Genomic DNA, 17712 nt, shown 5'->3' on the forward strand with positions numbered 1-17712 from the left:
GGCGGCGTCATGCTCAACAAATTTCCCCTCTGGAAGTACCTGCTGATCCTGGCTGTACTGGCAATCGGCTTTCTCTATTCCGCACCCAATCTCTACCCGGACGATCCGGCTATCCAGATCAGCGGCAGCAGTTCGGCCATGCGGGTCGAGCAGGCCGACCTGGACCGCGCCAGTCGTGCGCTGGAAGCCGCGGGTATCAGTGTCAAGGCGGTCAGCCTGGCCAATCAGGGGCGTGCCGGTCTGCTGCGGCTGAACGATGCGGAAGACCAGTTGCCGGCCAAGGACCTGGTGCGCAAGGCCCTGAGCGATGAGTTCGTGGTGGCCTTGAACCTGGCGCAAACCACGCCGGACTGGTTGCGCAACCTGGGTGGCAGCCCGATGAAGCTGGGCCTGGACCTCTCCGGTGGCGTGCACTTCCTGATGGAAGTGGATATGGAAAAGGCGCTGGATGCACGGCGCAAGGTCTACGAGGGTGAGGTCAAGAGCCTGCTGCGCAAGGAGCGCGTGCGCTACCGCAGCCTGCCCGAGCTCAATGGCGTTATTCAGCTCGGCTTCGCCGATGAAGCTACTCTGGAGAAGGCCCAGCGCCTGATCCGCAAGGATTTCAACGACTTCGACCTGAGCAGCGTGGAGCGCAGCGGCCAGCAGGTTTTGCGCCTGGCGCTGACCCAGGCCAAGTTGGTGGAGATTCGCGAATACTCGATCAAGCAGAACCTGACCACGGTGCGTAACCGGGTCAACGAGCTGGGCGTGGCCGAGCCGCTGGTGCAGCGTCAGGGTGCCAATCGTATCGTGGTCGAGCTACCGGGCGTGCAGGACACCGCAGAAGCCAAGCGGATTCTCGGCAAGACCGCCAACCTGGAGTTTCGTCTGGCGGCCGAGCCGGATGCGACCAAGGCAGCCACCGAAAGCTTCGAGTTTCGTCAGGAAGGCCGTCCCCCGGCGCAGCTGGAGCGTGACCTGATCATCACCGGCGACCAGGTCACTGATGCCCAGGCCAGCTTCGACGAGAATGGCAGTCCGCAGGTCAATATCCGCCTGGATGGCCGTGGCGGCGATCTGATGAACCGTGCCACCCGCAATAATGTCGGGCGCAGCATGGCGGTGATCTTTATCGAGCAGAAGCCGGTGGTGCGCTATATGCGTCAGCTGGTCGATGGCGTCGAGAAGGAGGTCGAGGTCCAGACCTTTATCGAAGAGAAGAAGATCATCAGTCTGGCGACCATCCAGTCGCCGCTGGGCAGCCAGTTCCGCATCACCGGCCTCGATGGTCAGGGTGAGTCGTCCGAACTGGCGTTGCTGCTGCGTGCAGGTGGGCTGGCGGCACCCATGTACTTCGCCGAAGAGCGCACCATTGGTCCGAGCCTGGGGGCCGACAACATCGCCAAGGGGGTCGAGGCCTCGTTGTGGGCGATGCTGTTCGTGTCGCTGTTTATCGTGATCATCTACCGTTTCTTCGGTGTGATTGCGACCGTCGCTCTGGGTCTGAACATGGTGCTGTTGCTGGCGCTGATGTCGCTGCTCAGCGCCACCCTGACCCTGCCGGGTATTGCCGGTATCGTGCTGACCATGGGTATGGCGGTGGATGCCAACGTGCTGATCTTCTCGCGTATTCGTGAGGAAATCGCCAATGGCATGTCGATCCAGCGGGCCATTCACGAAGGCTTCGATCGCGCCTACTCGGCCATCGTCGATGCCAACCTGACCACGCTGTTGGTCGGCGGCATCCTGTTCGCCATGGGCACCGGGCCGGTCAAGGGCTTTGCGGTGACCCTGTCGCTGGGCATTCTCACTTCGATGTTCACCGCGATTCTGGTGACGCGGTGCATGGTCAACCTGACCTGCGGTGGGCGTGACTTCAAGAAGTTGTGGATTTAAGGGGCTGTAGCGATGCGTACGATCAACTTCATGGGGGCACGCAATATTGCGTTCGCCTGCACCCTGTTTCTGACGCTCCTGGCGTTGGGCAGTCTGATGTTCAAAGGGCTCAATCTGGGTCTGGACTTTACCGGCGGTACCCAGATCGAGCTGAGCTACGAGCAGCCGGCCGAGCTTGGCAAGATTCGCCAGCAGTTGGCGGGCGCGGGTTATGCCGATGCCGTGGTGCAGAGCTTCGGTGCGACCACCGACGTGGTGGTGCGCATGCAGGGCAACGATGCCGACCTGGGGGCCAAGGTGGCCGTGGCGCTACGCCAGGCGGGCGACCAGCTTGAGGTCAAGAAGGTCGAGTTCGTCGGGCCGCAGGTCGGTGAAGAGCTGCGTGATCAGGGTGGTCTCGGCCTGCTGCTGGCGTTGGGTGGGGTGATGCTCTACCTGGCCTTCCGCTTTCAGTGGAAGTTCGGTCTTGGGGCGATTATTTCCCTGATTCACGACGTGATCGTGACCCTGGGGATTCTGTCGTTCTTCCAGATCACCTTCGACCTCACCGTGCTGGCGGCGTTGCTGGCGATTATCGGTTACTCGCTCAATGACACCATCGTGGTGTTCGACCGGGTGCGGGAAAACTTCCGTGTGCTGCGCAATACCAGCCTGATCGACAATATCAATATCTCCACCACCCAGACGCTGCTGCGGACCATGGCGACCTCGATTTCCACCCTGTTGGCCATCTCTGCGTTGCTGGTGTTCGCCGGTGATAACCTGTTCGCCTTCTCCGTGGCTCTGTTTGTCGGGGTTACGGCCGGTACCTATTCGTCGGTGTATATCGCCAACGTAGTGCTGGTCTGGCTGGATCTGACGGTCGAGGACCTGATCCCGCCGGTGGTGGCCGAAGAGGTGGATGATCGCCCTTAGGTTTGCTTGTTAAGGGTTGGCAGCAATGACGAAGCCGGGCAGTTGTTGAACTTGCCCGGCTTTTTTGTGTTCCAAGGCATCAGGAATGGCGTGCCTGTACGCCGCTTAAGTGAATCCGGGAGGTTGTTATGAACAAGTCAATGCTGGTGGGCGCGGTGCTGGGCGCAGTTGGCGTAACCGCGGGTGGCGCTGTTGCCACATACAGTTTGATCGGTGGTCCGGAGTATGCCGAGGTGCTGGCGGTGAAGCCGGTCAATGAGACCATCAAGACGCCGCGGCAGGTTTGTGAGGATGTAACGGTAACCCGGCAGAAGCCGGTAAAGGACCAGCATCAGATCGCCGGTACGGCCATCGGTGCGGTGGTAGGTGGCTTGCTGGGTAATCAGGTCGGTGGCGGTACGGGCAAGAAGATTGCCACGGTTGCAGGCGCTGTCGGTGGTGGTTACGCCGGTAACAAAGTGCAGGAAAATATGCAGGCTGGCGACACCTACACCACCACCGAAACACGTTGCGATACCGTCACCGATGTCAGCAAGAAGCTGGTCGGCTATGACGTCAAGTATCTGCTCGATGGCAAGGAGGGGCAGGTGCGCATGGCTAGTGACCCGGGCAGTCGCATTCCGGTCAAGGATGGTCAGTTGGTGCTGTCTGCCAGCGAGCAGTAAAAATACAGGCAATAAGAAAATGGCCTGGAGCCATTTTCAACGTCGCGCAGCGACGGCCAGATGGGTTGCCGCCAAGGATGGCAGGCAATAAAAAAGCGCCCGCAGGCGCTTTTTTATTGCCTGGCGATCAGCGCTTCAGCGAAGCCGACAGGTGCGGCTGAATAGCCGTCAGCACGGCCTTGAAGCACTTGGTGTTGCCGGCAACGATCTGGCCCTTCTCGAGGAATTCGTGGCCGCCGCTGAAGTCGCTGATCAGGCCGCCTGCTTCCTGGATCAGCAGTGCGCCTGCGGCCATGTCCCATTCCGACAGGCCGAATTCCCAGAACGCGTCGAAGCGGCCGGCGGCGACATAGGCCAGGTCCAGGCTGGCGGCACCGGCGCGGCGTACGCCGGCGGTCTGGCCGACCAGGCTGCGGAACATGCCCAGGTAGTTTTCCAGGTTGTCCATCTGGCTGTCGCGGAACGGGAAGCCGGTGCCGAGCAGGGCACCTTCCAGGCTCTTGCGGCTGCTCACGCGCAGGCGGCGACCGTTAAGGGCGGCACCGCGGCCGCGGCTGGCGGTAAATTCTTCCTGGCGCACCGGGTCGATGATCACGGCGTGTTCCAGGCGGCCGCGGTATTTGCAGGCAATGCTGACGGCGTAGTGGGGGATGCCGCGGATAAAGTTGGTGGTACCGTCCAGGGGATCGATGATCCACAGGTAGTCGGCACCGTCGCCGCTGCCGGCACTCAGGCCGCTTTCTTCGCCAAGCACGCCGTGGTTGGGGAAGGCTTTGCGCAGTGCCTGGATGATCAGTTGCTCGGCGGAGCGGTCGATCTCGGTCACGTAGTCCTTGGCTTCTTTCTCGTCGACCGAGATGACGTCCAAGCGTTCGGTCGAGCGGAAAATCATTTCGCCGGCGCTACGGGCTGCGCGCAGCGCGATATTCAGCATGGGCTGCATGGATGTTCACCTGGGTCGTTAAAGAAAGCCGGCCATTCTAGCAGAAAAGTGCGGAGGTTGAAGTGCAACCTGTGTCTTGCGTGGCGCAAGCGGGGTTGCTTCTGTAAGATTTGCTGCCTTATCTCCACTGTGTGAGCGCTTGCGTTGCTGGAAAATATTCGCGTCGTCTTGGTCAATACCAGTCATCCGGGCAATATCGGCGGGGCTGCGCGGGCCATGAAAAATATGGGGTTGTCGCGCCTGGTGCTGGTCGATCCGCAGGACTTTCCCAGTGGCGATGCGGTGGCGCGGGCTTCCGGGGCTACCGATATCCTCGATGCCGCACAGGTGGTTGGCACCCTGGAGGAGGCGCTGGTCGGCTGCAGCCTGGTGCTCGGCACCAGTGCCCGCGATCGGCGCATACCCTGGCCGTTGCTGGATCCCCGTGAGTGTGGGGTGGCCGCTTGCGAGCAGGCGGCCCAGGGTGGAGAGGTGGCGCTGGTGTTCGGGCGCGAGTATGCCGGCCTGACCAACGAGGAGTTGCAACGCTGCCATTTCCATGTGCACATTCCCTCCGACCCGCAGTTCAGTTCGCTGAACCTGGCGGCGGCGGTCCAGGTGCTGGCTTACGAGGTGCGCATGGCTTGGTTGGCGGCGCAGAATCAGCCGACCAAAATACTCAAGCTGGAAACCACGGCGATTCAGAGCTCGCAGCCGGTGACCGCCGATGAGCTGGAGTCCTTTTATGTGCATCTGCAGCAGGCCCTGGTCGAGATCGGTTTTCTCGACCCGGCCAAGCCCAGGCACTTGATGAGTCGCTTGCGTCGCTTGTACGGCCGTAGCGCAGTGAGCAAACTGGAAATGAATATCTTGCGCGGCATTTTGACGGAAACGGTCAAGGCCGCGCGTGGCGAGCACCATAAGCAGGGGAAGTCAGATGTTTGAGCGCATGCAAGAGGATATCCAGAGCGTATTCCATCGTGATCCGGCGGCGCGCAACGCCTTCGAGGTGGTGACTTGCTATCCCGGCTTGCATGCGGTCTGGTTGCATCGCGTGGCGCATGCGTTGTGGGTCAATGGCTGGAAGTGGCTGGCGCGGGTGGTGTCGAATTTCGGTCGCTGGTTGACCGGTATCGAGATCCATCCGGGGGCTCGGATAGGTCGGCGTTTCTTTATCGATCACGGCATGGGCATCGTCATCGGCGAGACGGCCGAGATCGGCAACGATGTCACGCTCTATCAGGGCGTCACCCTTGGCGGCACCAGCTGGAACAAGGGCAAGCGTCACCCCACTCTGGAAGACGGGGTGGTGGTGGGGGCTGGGGCCAAGGTGCTCGGGCCTTTCACTGTCGGTGCCGGGGCCAAGATCGGTTCCAATGCGGTGGTGACCAAGGCGGTGCCGGCCGGTGCGACCGCGGTGGGGATTCCGGGGCGGATCATCCTCAAGCCGGATGACGAGCAGGAGGCCAAGCGTCAGGCCATCGCCGAGAAGCTCGGTTTCGACGCCTATGGCGTCAGCCAGGACATGCCAGACCCGATAGCGCGCGCCATCGGTCAGTTGCTCGATCACCTGCATGCCGTGGACGGGCGACTGGAAGGCATGTGCGGTGCGCTCAAGTCCCTGGGCAGCGATTACTGCGCCAAGGACCTGCCCGAGTTGCGTGACGAGGACTTCGCCGGGGTGGTCAAGGAGTCTGGCGACAAGCCCGCGGCCTGATGGTGCGGGCGCGCGCATTTTGCTATGCTGCGCGCCCTCCAAGGCTGGCTAATCCCGACTAAAACTATAGGTCTTATAGTTGACTTAAATACTCGGGAATTGCATACTCGCGGCATATTGTGATCACGCGGTAATTCCTTATGCGACTGACCACCAAAGGTCGTTACGCCGTCACTGCCATGCTCGATCTGGCGTTGCACGCGCAGCGTGGGCCGGTGTCTCTGGCCGATATTTCCGAGCGGCAGGGTATTTCCCTTTCCTACCTGGAGCAGCTGTTCGCCAAGCTGCGCCGTGGCAATCTGGTTTCCAGTGTACGCGGTCCGGGTGGCGGCTATCAGCTGTCGCGGGATATGGGTGGCATTCAGGTCGCCGAGGTGATCGATGCGGTCAACGAGTCGGTGGATGCCACCCGTTGCCAGGGACAGGGCGATTGCCATGCCGGCGATACCTGTCTGACCCACCATCTGTGGTGCGACCTCAGTCAGCAGATACACGAATTCCTCAGCGGCATCAGTCTGGCTGATCTGGTGACCCGTCGAGAAGTGCAGGAAGTTGCCCAGCGCCAGGATCAGCGCCGCTGCAATGGCAGGGCGGCGCATCCGGATAAGATCGAAGCGTCTGCCGTCGAATAAGCGCGCGACGCCGGCCAGCAGGCCTGATACCTGATTAGGAGAGAGTCAATGAAATTGCCGATTTACCTCGATTACTCCGCCACCACGCCGGTCGATCCGCGTGTTGCGCAAAAAATGAGCGAATGCCTGCTGGTCGATGGCAACTTCGGTAACCCGGCTTCGCGTTCTCACGTCTTCGGCTGGAAAGCCGAAGAAGCGGTCGAGAATGCGCGTCGCCAGGTCGCCGAGCTGGTCAATGCCGACCCGCGCGAGATTGTCTGGACCAGCGGTGCCACCGAGTCCGACAACCTGGCGATCAAGGGCATTGCCGACTTCTACAAGAGTAAAGGCAAGCACCTGATCACCTCGAAGATCGAGCACAAGGCGGTGCTGGATACCATGCGTCAGCTCGAGCGTGAAGGCTTCGAAGTCACCTATATCGAGCCGGGCGAAGATGGCCTGATCACGCCGGCCATGATCGAGGCGGTGCTGCGTGATGACACCATTCTGGTGTCGATCATGCATGTGAACAATGAGATCGGCACCATCAACGACATCGCTGCTATCGGTGAGCTGACCCGCTCGCGCGGCGTGTTTTTCCATGTCGACGCGGCCCAGTCCACCGGCAAGGTGGCCATCGACCTGGAAAAGCTCAAGGTCGATCTGATGTCCTTCTCGGCGCACAAGACCTATGGCCCCAAGGGCGTCGGTGCGCTGTTCGTGCGCCGCAAGCCGCGGGTGCGTCTGGAAGCCCAGACCCACGGTGGCGGTCATGAGCGCGGGATGCGTTCCGGCACCCTGGCGACTCACCAGTGCGTGGGCATGGGGGAGGCCTTCCGTATTGCCAAGGAAGAGATGGCTCAGGAGAACCAGCGTGTTCTGGCCCTGCGCGACCGTTTCTTCGCTCGGCTCGAGGGCATGGAAGAGTTGTATGTCAACGGCAGCATGGCTGCCCGCGTACCGCACAACCTCAATCTGAGCTTCAACTATGTCGAAGGCGAGTCGCTGATCATGGCGCTCAAGGATTTGGCGGTTTCCTCTGGCTCGGCCTGTACCTCGGCCTCCCTGGAGCCGTCCTACGTATTGCGTGCCCTGGGCCGCAATGACGAGCTGGCACACAGCTCGATTCGTTTCAGCTTCGGCCGTTTTACCACTGACGAAGAAGCCGACTACGCCGCGGACAAGGTTCGCGAGGCGGTTACCAAGCTGCGCGAGTTGTCGCCGCTGTGGGATATGTACAAAGACGGCGTCGACATCTCCAAGATCGAGTGGGCGGCGCACTAAGTAGTCGCCGGCAAGAGCGGCTCTCTGATGAGGAAGGAATACCAGCATGGCTTACAGTGAAAAGGTTATCGACCATTACGAAAACCCGCGCAACGTCGGCAAGATGGACGCGGAAGATCCGGACGTCGGCACTGGCATGGTCGGTGCGCCGGCTTGCGGCGACGTGATGCGTTTGCAGATCAAGGTCAACGACCTGGGCGTTATCGAAGACGCCAAGTTCAAGACTTACGGCTGCGGCTCCGCGATTGCTTCCAGCTCCCTCGCCACCGAGTGGATGAAGGGCAAGACGCTGGATGAGGCGGAGACCATCAAGAACACCCAGTTGGCCGAAGAGCTTGCTCTGCCGCCGGTCAAGATCCACTGCTCGGTGCTCGCCGAGGACGCCATCAAGGCGGCCGTGCGCGACTACAAGCAGAAGAAAGGTTTGCTCTAAGGAGGTTTGTCGATGGCTATCAGCATGACCGAAGCTGCCGCTCAGCACGTGCGCCGCTCCCTCGACGGGCGCGGCAAGGGCGACGGTATCCGCCTGGGTGTTCGCACCACCGGCTGTTCCGGCCTGGCTTATGTGCTGGAGTTTGTCGATGAGGCCGCCGCCGAGGATCAGGTGTTCGAGAGTCACGGGGTCAAGGTGATCATCGATCCCAAGAGCCTGGTGTACCTCGATGGCACCGAGCTGGACTTCGTCAAGGAGGGCTTGAACGAGGGGTTCAAGTTCAATAACCCCAACGTGCGCGGCGAATGTGGCTGCGGCGAAAGCTTCAATATCTGAGGCGCGTGTGGGTAGTCCTTGTCACTTTGCTTTATTTGACCTGCAGCCAAGCTTCCGTCTGGACCTTGACGAGCTCGCCGTGCGTTATCGCGAGCTGGCGCGCAATGTTCATCCGGACCGGTTTGCCGATGCTTCCGAGCGTGAGCAGCGCCTGGCCCTCGAGCAGTCCGCCAGTCTCAATGAGGCCTACAGCACGCTCAAGAGCGCGCCGCAGCGTGCGCGCTATTTGCTGGCGTTGCGCGGGCCCGAGCTGCCTCTGGAAGTGACGGTGCAGGATCCGGATTTCCTCCTGCAGCAGATGCAGCTGCGCGAAGAGCTGGAGGATTTGCAGGACAGTGCGGATCTGGCCGGTGTCGCCGCGTTCAAGCGACGTCTGAAGCTGGCTCAGGATGAGCTCAACGAAAGCTTTGCGGTTTGTTGGGATGATGCTGCGCAGCGCGAGCAGGCCGAGCGCCTGATGCGCCGCATGCAGTTTCTCGACAAGCTTTCCCACGAGGTTCGCCAGCTGGAAGAGCGCCTCGACGATTAACGCTCGTGCGCCCAAGAGGCGTGCCCGAGTCTAGATAAGCATTGATTAATCATGGCCCTACTGCAGATCGCTGAGCCCGGACAAAGCCCCCAGCCACACCAGCGTCGCCTGGCGGTGGGGATTGATCTGGGTACCACCAATTCGTTGGTCGCTGCCGTGCGCAGTGGCCTCTCCGAACCGCTGGCGGATACTGCCGGGCAGGTCATCCTGCCGTCCGCCGTGCGCTATCACGCGGAGCGTGTCGAGGTGGGTGAAGCCGCCAAGGCGGCCGCCTCGAGTGATCCGCTCAATACCGTGCTGTCGGTCAAGCGACTGATGGGGCGTGGCCTGGCCGACGTCAAGCAGCTGGGCGAGCAATTGCCCTATCGCTTTGTCGATGGCCAGTCGCATATGCCCTTTATCGACACTGTGCAGGGGCCGAAAAGCCCGGTCGAGGTGTCGGCCGATATTCTCAAGGTGCTGCGCCAGCGCGCCGAAGCGACCCTGGGTGGCGAGCTGGTGGGCGCGGTGATCACGGTGCCGGCCTATTTCGATGATGCCCAGCGTCAGGCCACCAAGGATGCTGCGCGTCTGGCCGGCTTGAGTGTGCTGCGCCTGCTCAACGAGCCGACCGCTGCCGCGGTGGCTTATGGCCTGGATCAGCATGCCGAAGGCCTGGTGGCGATCTACGACCTGGGCGGCGGTACCTTCGATATTTCCATTTTGCGCCTGACCGGCGGCGTGTTCGAGGTGCTGGCTACCGGCGGCGATAGCGCCCTGGGTGGCGATGACTTCGATCATGCGATTGCCGGCTGGATAGTCGAGCAGGCCGGGGTTTCCTCGGATCTCGATCCTGCGCAGCAGCGTCTGTTGCTGGAGGCCGCTTGCGCCGCGAAAGAAGCGTTGACCGGCAGTACCGAGGCGGCCCTGACCTATGGCGACTGGCAGGGCCGCCTGAGTCGCGAGCAGTTCGATAGTCTGATCGAGCCCATGCTCGCGCGCAGCCTCAAGGCCTGCCGTCGCGCCGTTCGCGATGCGCTGATCGAGCTGGAAGAGATCAAGGCGGTGGTCATGGTCGGCGGTTCGACCCGGGTGCCGCGAGTGCGCGAAGCGGTGGCCGAGCTGTTTGGACGCGAGCCACTGACCGATATCGACCCCGATCAGGTGGTGGCCATCGGCGCGGCGATTCAGGCCGATGCCCTGGCCGGCAACGCGCGTGGCGAGGGCGAAGAGCTGTTGCTGCTGGATGTGATTCCGCTGTCCCTCGGCCTGGAAACCATGGGTGGGCTGATGGAGAAGGTGATTCCGCGCAACACCACGATTCCGGTGGCGCGGGCTCAGGACTTCACTACCTACAAGGATGGCCAGACGGCCATGCTGATCCATGTGTTGCAGGGCGAGCGCGAGCTGATCAGCGACTGCCGTTCTCTGGCGCGTTTCGAGTTGCGTGGCATTCCGCCGATGGTTGCCGGCGCGGCGAAGATTCGCGTGACCTTCCAGGTGGATGCCGATGGCTTGCTCAATGTGGCCGCCCGCGAACTGGTTTCCGGGGTGGAGGCGAGCATTCAGGTCAAGCCGTCCTATGGCCTGACCGATGGTGAAATTGCCCGCATGCTGCAGGACTCCTTCAAGAATGCCGGCGACGACAAGGTGGCCCGCGTGCTGCGCGAGCAGCAGGTGGATGCCAAGCGTCTGCTGGAGGCGGTCGAGGCGGCTTTGCAGGCCGATGGCGAGCGCCTGCTGGAAGCCGATGAGCGTCTGGCCATCGAGGCGCAGATGCAGCAGTTGCGCGAGCTGATGGCCGGCAGCGATGGCCTGGCCATTGAGCAGCAGACCAAACGCCTGACCCAGGTGACCGATGCCTTTGCGGCGCGTCGTCTGGATGCCACGGTCAAAGCCGCCCTGGCTGGCCGTAGTCTTAACGAGATTGAGGAATAAGCATGCCGCAGATCATCTTTCTGCCCCACGCCGTATTCTGCCCGGATGGGCTGGTCGTGGAGGCCGAGCCTGGTACCTCGATCCTCGATGTGGCCCATGAGCACCATATCGAGATCGAGAGTGCCTGCGGCGGCGTCTGCGCCTGCACCACCTGCCACTGCATCATTCGTGAGGGTTTCGACTCGCTGAACGAAGCGGATGAGCTGGAGGAAGACCTGTTGGACAAGGCCTGGGGGCTGGAGGCGCAATCGCGCTTGTCCTGCCAGGCGATTGTTGGCGAGACGGATCTGACCGTCGAGATTCCCAAATACTCGCTTAACCACGCTGCTGAAGCGCCACACTGATTCGAGAGGTTGTCATGAGCCTGAAATGGGTTGATGTGCTGGAAATTGCGATCCAGTTGGCTGAAGCCAAACCGGATGTGGATCCACGTTACGTGAACTTCGTCGATCTGCACCGCTGGGTGCTGGAATTGGCGGATTTTTCCGATGACCCGCAGCGCGGCGGCGAGAAGGTACTTGAGGCCATTCAGACGGCCTGGATCGAAGAGGCGGATTAGTCGGCCACTTGGCCTGCCCTACGCATTTAACCGGAACCCGCGTATAATTCGCGGGTTTAATTTTTCGCTTTAATCATTGTTTCTGGAGTTTCACATGGCTGTTCAACGCACTTTCTCCATCATCAAGCCCGATGCCGTTGCTAAAAACGTTGTTGGCGAGATCACCACCCGTTTCGAAAAAGCCGGCCTGCGCGTCGTTGCTTCGAAGATGGTTCAGCTGTCCGAGCGCGAAGCGGCTGGTTTCTACGCCGAGCACAGCGAGCGTGGCTTCTTCAAGGATCTGGTTGCTTTCATGACTTCCGGTCCGGTTATCGTTCAGGTTCTGGAAGGTGAAGACGCCGTCCTGAAAAACCGCGAGCTGATGGGCGCAACCAACCCGAAAGAAGCGGCTGCCGGCACCATCCGCGCCGATTTCGCCGTTTCCATCGACGAAAACGCCGTACACGGTTCCGATTCCGAAGCCTCCGCCGCTCGTGAAATCGCTTACTTCTTCGCTGCCACCGAAGTTTGCGCGCGCATTCGCTAAGCGAATCGAGTGAGGGTGAAGCCATGACTAACGCTGCCGGTAAAATCAATCTGCTGGGTCTGACCCAGGCAGAGATGGAACAATTCTTCGAAAGCATCGGGGAAAAGCGTTTCCGTGCCGGTCAGATGATGAAATGGATTCACCACTTTGGCGTCGATGATTTCGATGCCATGAGCAACGTCAGCAAGGTCTTGCGCGAAAAGCTCAAGGCCTGTGCTGAAATCCGCGGCCCGGAAGTGGTCAGCGAAGATATTTCCACCGATGGCACGCGCAAGTGGGTAGTGCGCGTGGCGTCGGGCAGTTGTGTGGAAACCGTGTATATCCCCCAGGGCTCGCGCGGCACGCTGTGTGTCTCGTCGCAGGCCGGCTGTGCGCTGGATTGCAGTTTCTGCTCGACTGGCAAGCAAGGCTTCAACAGCGATCTCTCCGCCGCCGAAGTGATCGGTCAGGTGTGGATCGCCAACAAGTCGTTCGGCAGCGTGCCGGCGAAGATCGACCGCGCCATCACCAACGTGGTGATGATGGGCATGGGCGAACCGCTGCTGAACTTCGACAACGTCGTCGCCGCCATGAAAATCATGATGGACGACCTCGGCTACGGCATCTCCAAGCGCAAGGTGACCCTGTCCACCTCGGGCGTGGTGCCGATGATCGACAAGCTCGGCGAGGTCATCGATGTGTCCCTGGCGCTGTCGCTGCACGCGCCCAACGATGAACTGCGCAACCAGTTGGTGCCGATCAACAAGAAGTATCCGCTGGCGATGTTGCTGGCGGCGTGCAAACGCTATGTCTCGCGCCTCGGCGAGAAACGTGTGCTTACAATCGAGTACACCCTGCTCAAGGATGTCAACGATAAGACCGAGCATGCTGAGGAAATGATCGCACTTCTGGCGGACATGCCTTGCAAGATCAACCTGATTCCGTTTAATCCCTTCCCTCACTCGGGTTACGAGCGGCCGAGCAACAATGCCATTCGCCGTTTCCAGGACCTGCTGCACAAAGCCGGACACAACGTCACCGTGCGCACCACCCGTGGTGAGGACATCGATGCCGCTTGTGGCCAGCTGGTCGGTCAGGTCATGGACCGTACCCGCCGGAGTGAGCGTTATATCGCCGTGCGTGAATTGAGTAGCGAGGCCGAAACGCCGAGTTCCGCCGCCAATCGAACTTGAGGGGAGGAAATCCATGACCTTGCGCCCTGCGCTGTTGCTGTTAATCGCCAGCCTTGTGGCTGGCTGTGTGTCGACGGGCAATGTCGACCCGATGAAAACCGACAAAGGCCGCGACGAGGCCCGCGATGCCTACACCCAGCTGGGCATAGGCTATCTCCAGGAAGGGGCAACGGAGCGCGCCAAGGTGCCGCTGAAAAAAGCCCTGGAACTCGACCCCTCCAGTGCCGATGCCCATGCCGTATTGGCGCTGGTGTTCCAGATCGAGATGGAGCCCAAGCTGGCGGACGAACACTTTCGCAAATCGCTGTCACAACGACCCGATGATGCGCGTTTGTTGAATAATTACGGCAGTTTCCTGTTCGAGCAGAAGCGCTATCAGGAGGCCTTCGAGCGCTATCAGCAGGCTGCCCAGGACACTCTCTACCCCGAGCGCTCGCGGGTTTTCGAAAATCTCGGTTTGACCGCGCTGATGCTCAAGCAGCGTGAGCAGGCCAAGGCCTATTTCGAGCGTTCGCTGCGCCTCAATAGCCGGCAGCCCCGCGCCTTGTTCGAAATGGCGATGATTTCTTACGAAGACAAGCAGTATGTGCCGGCCCGTCGTTACTATGACAGCTACAGCCAGCTGACAGAGCAGAATGCACGTAGCCTACTGCTGGGCACGCGTCTGGCGAAGATCTTCGACGACCGTGACAATGCCGCCAGCCTGGGGCTGCAGTTGAGACGTCTTTATCCCGGTACGCCGGAATATCAGCAATACCTGTCGGAGCAATGATGAAAGCGGTGCATCCAGAAGTGCTAGCAGTTCCCCGTACCAACCCGGGCGAGTCCTTGCGCAAGGCTCGCGAGGATCATGGCTGGACGGTTTCTGAGGTGGCTGCCCAGCTTAACTTGACTCCGCAGCGGCTGACGCAGATAGAGCAGGGTGCCTTCGACCAGTTGCCGGGGCATACCTTTGCCCGCGGTTACGTGCGCGCCTACGCGAAATTGCTTGAGATCGATCAAAGCCGTCTGGTGCTGGAGTTCGATCAGTTCACCGGTAGCGACGCGGCCGGCAGCAGCGTGCACAGCCTGGGCCATATCGAAGACCCCGTCAGCTATTCGCAGCACATCCTGCGTACCGTCAGTTTCGTGTTGCTGTTGGGGCTGGCCGGTCTGGGCTTTTACTGGTGGCAGGAGCAGGGGCAGTCAAAAATCGATGACCTGGCCGTGGTCGGCCTCGAGCAGATCGAAGTGGAAGGTGCCGACGGTACCACCCAGATCCACCAGTTCGACGAGCCGGAAGACCAGGCCGTGCTGGCCGCCCAGGCGGACGGCGAAGTCAGCCTGCCGCTGCTCGCCGAACCCGCCGAGGAGCAACCTGCAGCTGTAGTGCCGGCTGAGCAAGGTGCCCCCGAAAGTCCGCTGCCGGCGGCCGCCGCGCCCATTGCCGCCCCCGCAGAATCTACTGCCGCCCCGGCAGAACCTGCTGCCAGTGCACCGCTACAAACCCCGGCCACCACTCCAGCGGTCGCTGCCGGCGAGGCCCTGGTCAGCGTGACCTATGTCGCCGATTGCTGGACTCAGCTGACCGATGCCAATGGCAAGGTGCTGTTCAGTGCCTTGAAGCGCAAGGGGGAAACCCTCGAGCTGGCTGGCAAACCGCCATTCGAGCTGCGCCTGGGGTTCGCCCGCGGTGCCCAGGTGAGCTACAACGGCAAGGCGGTCGATGTAGCGCCATTCGTCTCGGGCGAAACGGCGCGCCTCAAGTTGGGTGGGCTCTGATATGCACTGTGAGTCGCCGATCAAGCGTCGCCTGACGCGTAAAATATGGGTGGGCTCGGTGCCGGTGGGCGGCGATGCGCCGATTGCCGTGCAGAGCATGACCAACAGCGACACCAACGATGTGGCGGCCACCGTGGCGCAGATTCGTCGTTTGGAGGATGCCGGTGCCGACATCGTGCGCGTCTCGGTACCGGACATGGACGCCGCCGAAGCCTTCGGCAGGATCAAGCAGCAGGTGCGCGTGCCGCTGGTGGCCGATATCCACTTCGACTACCAGATCGCCCTGCGTGTGGCCGAGCTCGGGGTCGATTGCCTGCGCATCAACCCGGGCAATATCGGCCGCGAGGACCGTGTGCGCGCCGTGGTGGAAGCCGCTCGTGACCGCGGCATCCCGATCCGTATCGGCGTCAATGCTGGCTCCCTGGAAAAAGACCTGCAGAAGAAGTACGGCGAGCCGACGCCCGCTGCCCTGGTCGAGTCGGCGCTGCGTCATGTCGAGCATCTGGACCGGCTGAATTTCCCCGACTTCAAGGTCAGCGTCAAAGCCTCCGATGTGTTTATGGCGGTGGAGGCCTATCGGCTGTTGTCCAAACAGATCGAGCAACCCCTGCACCTGGGGATTACCGAGGCCGGTGGTCTGCGCTCCGGTACGGTCAAGTCCGCGGTGGGGCTGGGTATGCTGCTGGCCGAGGGTATTGGCGATACCATCCGCATCTCCCTGGCCGCCGACCCGGTGGAAGAGATCAAGGTCGGTTTCGATATCCTCAAGTCGTTGCGCTTGCGCTCGCGGGGTATCAACTTTATCGCCTGCCCAAGCTGCTCGCGGCAGAACTTCGATGTGGTCAAGACCATGAACGAGCTGGAACAGCGCGTCGAAGACCTGCTGGTGCCGCTGGATGTGGCGGTGATCGGCTGCGTGGTCAACGGGCCGGGCGAAGCCAAGGAGGCCCATATCGGCCTGACCGGCGGCTCGCCCAACCTGATCTATATCGATGGCAAGCCCGCGCACAAGCTCGGTAATGACAACCTGGTGGATGAGCTGGAAAAGCTGATCCGTCAGAAAGCGGCCGACAAGGTCGCTGCTGACGCCGCGCTTATCGCGCGCAGCTGACACTCTTAAGGAATTGAAGTGAGCAAGTCCCTGCAAGCCATCCGTGGCATGAACGATATCCTCCCCGAACAGACCCCGCTCTGGCGTTACTTCGAAGGCACCGTGGCCAACCTGCTGGATGGCTACGGCTACCGGCAGATGCGCATGCCCATCGTCGAGTTCACCGAGCTGTTCAAGCGCTCCATCGGCGAAGTGACCGACATCGTCGAAAAAGAGATGTACACCTTCGATGACCGCAATGGCGACTCCCTGACCCTGCGTCCGGAAGGCACCGCGGCCTGCGTGCGTGCGGTGCTCGAGCACGGCCTGGCTGGCGGCGGGCAGACCCAGAAACTCTGGTATATCGGTCCGATGTTCCGCCACGAGCGCCCGCAGAAAGGCCGCTACCGCCAGTTCCACCAGATTGGCGTGGAAGTCTTCAATATCGATGGCCCGGATATCGATGCCGAACTGATCATCCTGACCTGGCGCCTGTGGGGCCTGCTGGGCATTCGCGAAGCGGTCAAGCTTGAGCTCAATAGCCTGGGCACCAGCGCCTCGCGTGCGGTGTACCGCGAGGCCCTGGTCGAGTTTCTGACTGCTCATGCCGACCAGCTGGATGAAGACAGCCGTCGGCGCATGACGAGCAACCCGCTGCGCGTACTGGACAGCAAGGCCGTGGAAACCCAGGCCTTGTTGGCCGATGCGCCGAAGATGGCCGACTACCTGGATGACGAATCGCGTAGCCACTTCGAGGGCCTGAAGGCGCGCCTGGATGCGGCTGGTGTGCCCTATGTGATCAACCCAAAGCTGGTCCGCGGCCTGGATTACTACAGCAAGACGGTGTTCGAGTGGGTCACCGACCAGCTCGGCTCCCAGGGTACGGTCTGTGCTGGCGGTCGTTACGACGGTCTGGTCGAGCAGATGGGTGGCAAGCCGACCCCGGGCGTGGGTTTTGCCATGGGCATCGAACGCTTGGTGCTGTTGCTCGAAACTCTAGGTAAAGTACCGGCTGAAATCGCCCGCACGGTCGATGTTTATCTGTGCGCCTTCGGTGATCCCGCCGAATTGGCCGCTCTGGCCTTGAGCGAACGCTTGCGCGACGAGCTGCCGAGCCTGCGTCTGCAGGTCAATGCCGGGGCCGGCAGCTTCAAGAGCCAGTTCAAGAAGGCCGACAAGAGTGGCGCGCTGTACGCCTTGATCTTGGGTGAAGACGAACTGGCCCAGCAAGTGGTAGGTTGCAAGCCGCTGCGCGGTCAGGGCGAGCAACAAAGTATTGCGTGGTCGGCATTGGCCGACCATCTGGCGACCTGCGCCAATCAGGCCTGAGCGCCTGTTAAGTGATTTAGCGAATAGGAGTATTGGGGTGGTTTCGCGTACCGATGATGAAGAGCTGG

General features: G+C 61.3%; 20 protein-coding genes. 19 read left to right on the plus strand and 1 reads right to left on the minus strand.

The window, feature by feature from the left end; translation table 11 throughout:
- Positions 1–9: 9 nt before the first annotated feature.
- The 3 genes from secD to AACY13_RS04845 all read left to right on the plus strand — a co-directional run bounded on the left by secD (position 10) and on the right by AACY13_RS04845 (position 3458).
- Positions 10–1878 (plus strand): protein translocase subunit SecD, encoded by a 1869-nt coding sequence (gene secD / locus AACY13_RS04835; RefSeq protein WP_339459663.1) that lies wholly within the window; start codon positions 10–12, stop codon positions 1876–1878.
- 12 nt (positions 1879–1890) lie between these two features.
- Positions 1891–2793, plus strand: a complete 903-nt coding sequence (secF, locus tag AACY13_RS04840) for a protein translocase subunit SecF (RefSeq protein WP_339459664.1) — start codon at positions 1891–1893, stop codon at positions 2791–2793.
- 128 nt (positions 2794–2921) lie between these two features.
- A complete protein-coding gene (locus AACY13_RS04845) occupies positions 2922–3458 on the plus strand; it encodes a glycine zipper 2TM domain-containing protein (RefSeq protein WP_339459665.1) in 537 nt (178 codons plus the stop codon).
- A 127-nt stretch (positions 3459–3585) separates the two neighbouring features.
- On the opposite strand, the gene suhB is transcribed toward AACY13_RS04845, so the two are convergent.
- A complete protein-coding gene (gene suhB, locus AACY13_RS04850; protein WP_339459667.1) occupies positions 3586–4401 on the minus strand; it encodes a type III secretion system regulator SuhB in 816 nt (271 codons plus the stop codon).
- Between the two features lie 144 nt (positions 4402–4545).
- Here suhB and trmJ point away from each other — a divergent pair, with 144 nt between their 5' ends.
- The 16 genes from trmJ to hisS all read left to right on the plus strand — a co-directional run bounded on the left by trmJ (position 4546) and on the right by hisS (position 17644).
- On the plus strand, positions 4546–5325 hold the full coding sequence (trmJ, locus tag AACY13_RS04855) for a tRNA (cytosine(32)/uridine(32)-2'-O)-methyltransferase TrmJ (protein ID WP_339459668.1): 780 nt from the start codon (positions 4546–4548) through the stop codon (positions 5323–5325).
- Positions 5318–6097 (plus strand): serine O-acetyltransferase, encoded by a 780-nt coding sequence (gene cysE, locus AACY13_RS04860; RefSeq protein WP_339459670.1) that lies wholly within the window; start codon positions 5318–5320, stop codon positions 6095–6097. Before trmJ ends, cysE begins: the two co-directional genes overlap by 8 nt.
- Positions 6098–6237: 140 nt before the next feature.
- A complete protein-coding gene (gene iscR, locus AACY13_RS04865) occupies positions 6238–6729 on the plus strand; it encodes a Fe-S cluster assembly transcriptional regulator IscR (RefSeq protein ID WP_339459672.1) in 492 nt (163 codons plus the stop codon).
- Positions 6730–6777: 48 nt separating this feature from the next.
- Positions 6778–7992, plus strand: coding sequence for an IscS subfamily cysteine desulfurase (locus AACY13_RS04870; protein ID WP_339459673.1), 1215 nt, complete (start codon positions 6778–6780; stop codon positions 7990–7992).
- 46 nt (positions 7993–8038) lie between these two features.
- On the plus strand, positions 8039–8425 hold the full coding sequence (gene iscU, locus AACY13_RS04875; protein WP_339459674.1) for a Fe-S cluster assembly scaffold IscU: 387 nt from the start codon (positions 8039–8041) through the stop codon (positions 8423–8425).
- Positions 8426–8437: 12 nt separating this feature from the next.
- Positions 8438–8761, plus strand: a complete 324-nt coding sequence (iscA, locus tag AACY13_RS04880) for an iron-sulfur cluster assembly protein IscA (protein ID WP_339459676.1) — start codon at positions 8438–8440, stop codon at positions 8759–8761.
- A 7-nt stretch (positions 8762–8768) separates the two neighbouring features.
- Complete coding sequence (hscB, locus tag AACY13_RS04885) at positions 8769–9290, plus strand: co-chaperone HscB (RefSeq protein ID WP_339459677.1); 522 nt, start codon at positions 8769–8771, stop codon at positions 9288–9290.
- A gap of 51 nt (positions 9291–9341) precedes the next feature.
- Entirely contained in the window at positions 9342–11207 is a 1866-nt protein-coding gene (gene hscA, locus AACY13_RS04890; protein ID WP_339459679.1) for a Fe-S protein assembly chaperone HscA, read from the plus strand.
- Positions 11208–11209: 2 nt separating this feature from the next.
- Positions 11210–11551: an ISC system 2Fe-2S type ferredoxin gene (gene fdx, locus AACY13_RS04895; RefSeq protein ID WP_339459680.1), complete on the plus strand. Its 342-nt coding sequence runs from the start codon at positions 11210–11212 to the stop codon at positions 11549–11551.
- A 14-nt stretch (positions 11552–11565) separates the two neighbouring features.
- Positions 11566–11766 carry a Fe-S cluster assembly protein IscX gene (iscX, locus tag AACY13_RS04900; protein ID WP_339459682.1) on the plus strand — a complete coding sequence of 67 codons (201 nt, stop codon included), beginning with the start codon at positions 11566–11568 and terminating at the stop codon, positions 11764–11766.
- Between the two features lie 94 nt (positions 11767–11860).
- Positions 11861–12292, plus strand: a complete 432-nt coding sequence (ndk, locus tag AACY13_RS04905) for a nucleoside-diphosphate kinase (RefSeq protein WP_182831880.1) — start codon at positions 11861–11863, stop codon at positions 12290–12292.
- 23 nt (positions 12293–12315) lie between these two features.
- The gene (rlmN, locus tag AACY13_RS04910) at positions 12316–13464 is read left to right on the plus strand and encodes a 23S rRNA (adenine(2503)-C(2))-methyltransferase RlmN (RefSeq protein WP_339459687.1); all 1149 of its coding nucleotides are present in this window, start codon (positions 12316–12318) and stop codon (positions 13462–13464) included.
- A 13-nt stretch (positions 13465–13477) separates the two neighbouring features.
- The gene (pilW, locus tag AACY13_RS04915; protein WP_339459688.1) at positions 13478–14236 is read left to right on the plus strand and encodes a type IV pilus biogenesis/stability protein PilW; all 759 of its coding nucleotides are present in this window, start codon (positions 13478–13480) and stop codon (positions 14234–14236) included.
- Entirely contained in the window at positions 14236–15225 is a 990-nt protein-coding gene (locus AACY13_RS04920; protein WP_339459690.1) for a RodZ family helix-turn-helix domain-containing protein, read from the plus strand. The genes pilW and AACY13_RS04920 overlap by 1 nt, the downstream gene beginning before the upstream one ends.
- Position 15226: 1 nt before the next feature.
- Positions 15227–16336: a flavodoxin-dependent (E)-4-hydroxy-3-methylbut-2-enyl-diphosphate synthase gene (gene ispG, locus AACY13_RS04925; RefSeq protein WP_339459691.1), complete on the plus strand. Its 1110-nt coding sequence runs from the start codon at positions 15227–15229 to the stop codon at positions 16334–16336.
- Positions 16337–16354: 18 nt separating this feature from the next.
- The gene (gene hisS / locus AACY13_RS04930) at positions 16355–17644 is read left to right on the plus strand and encodes a histidine--tRNA ligase (RefSeq protein ID WP_339459693.1); all 1290 of its coding nucleotides are present in this window, start codon (positions 16355–16357) and stop codon (positions 17642–17644) included.
- Positions 17645–17712 lie beyond the last annotated feature (68 nt).

Source organism: Pseudomonas sp. EA_105y_Pfl2_R69, from assembly GCF_963970915.1.
GTDB lineage: Bacteria > Pseudomonadota > Gammaproteobacteria > Pseudomonadales > Pseudomonadaceae > Aquipseudomonas.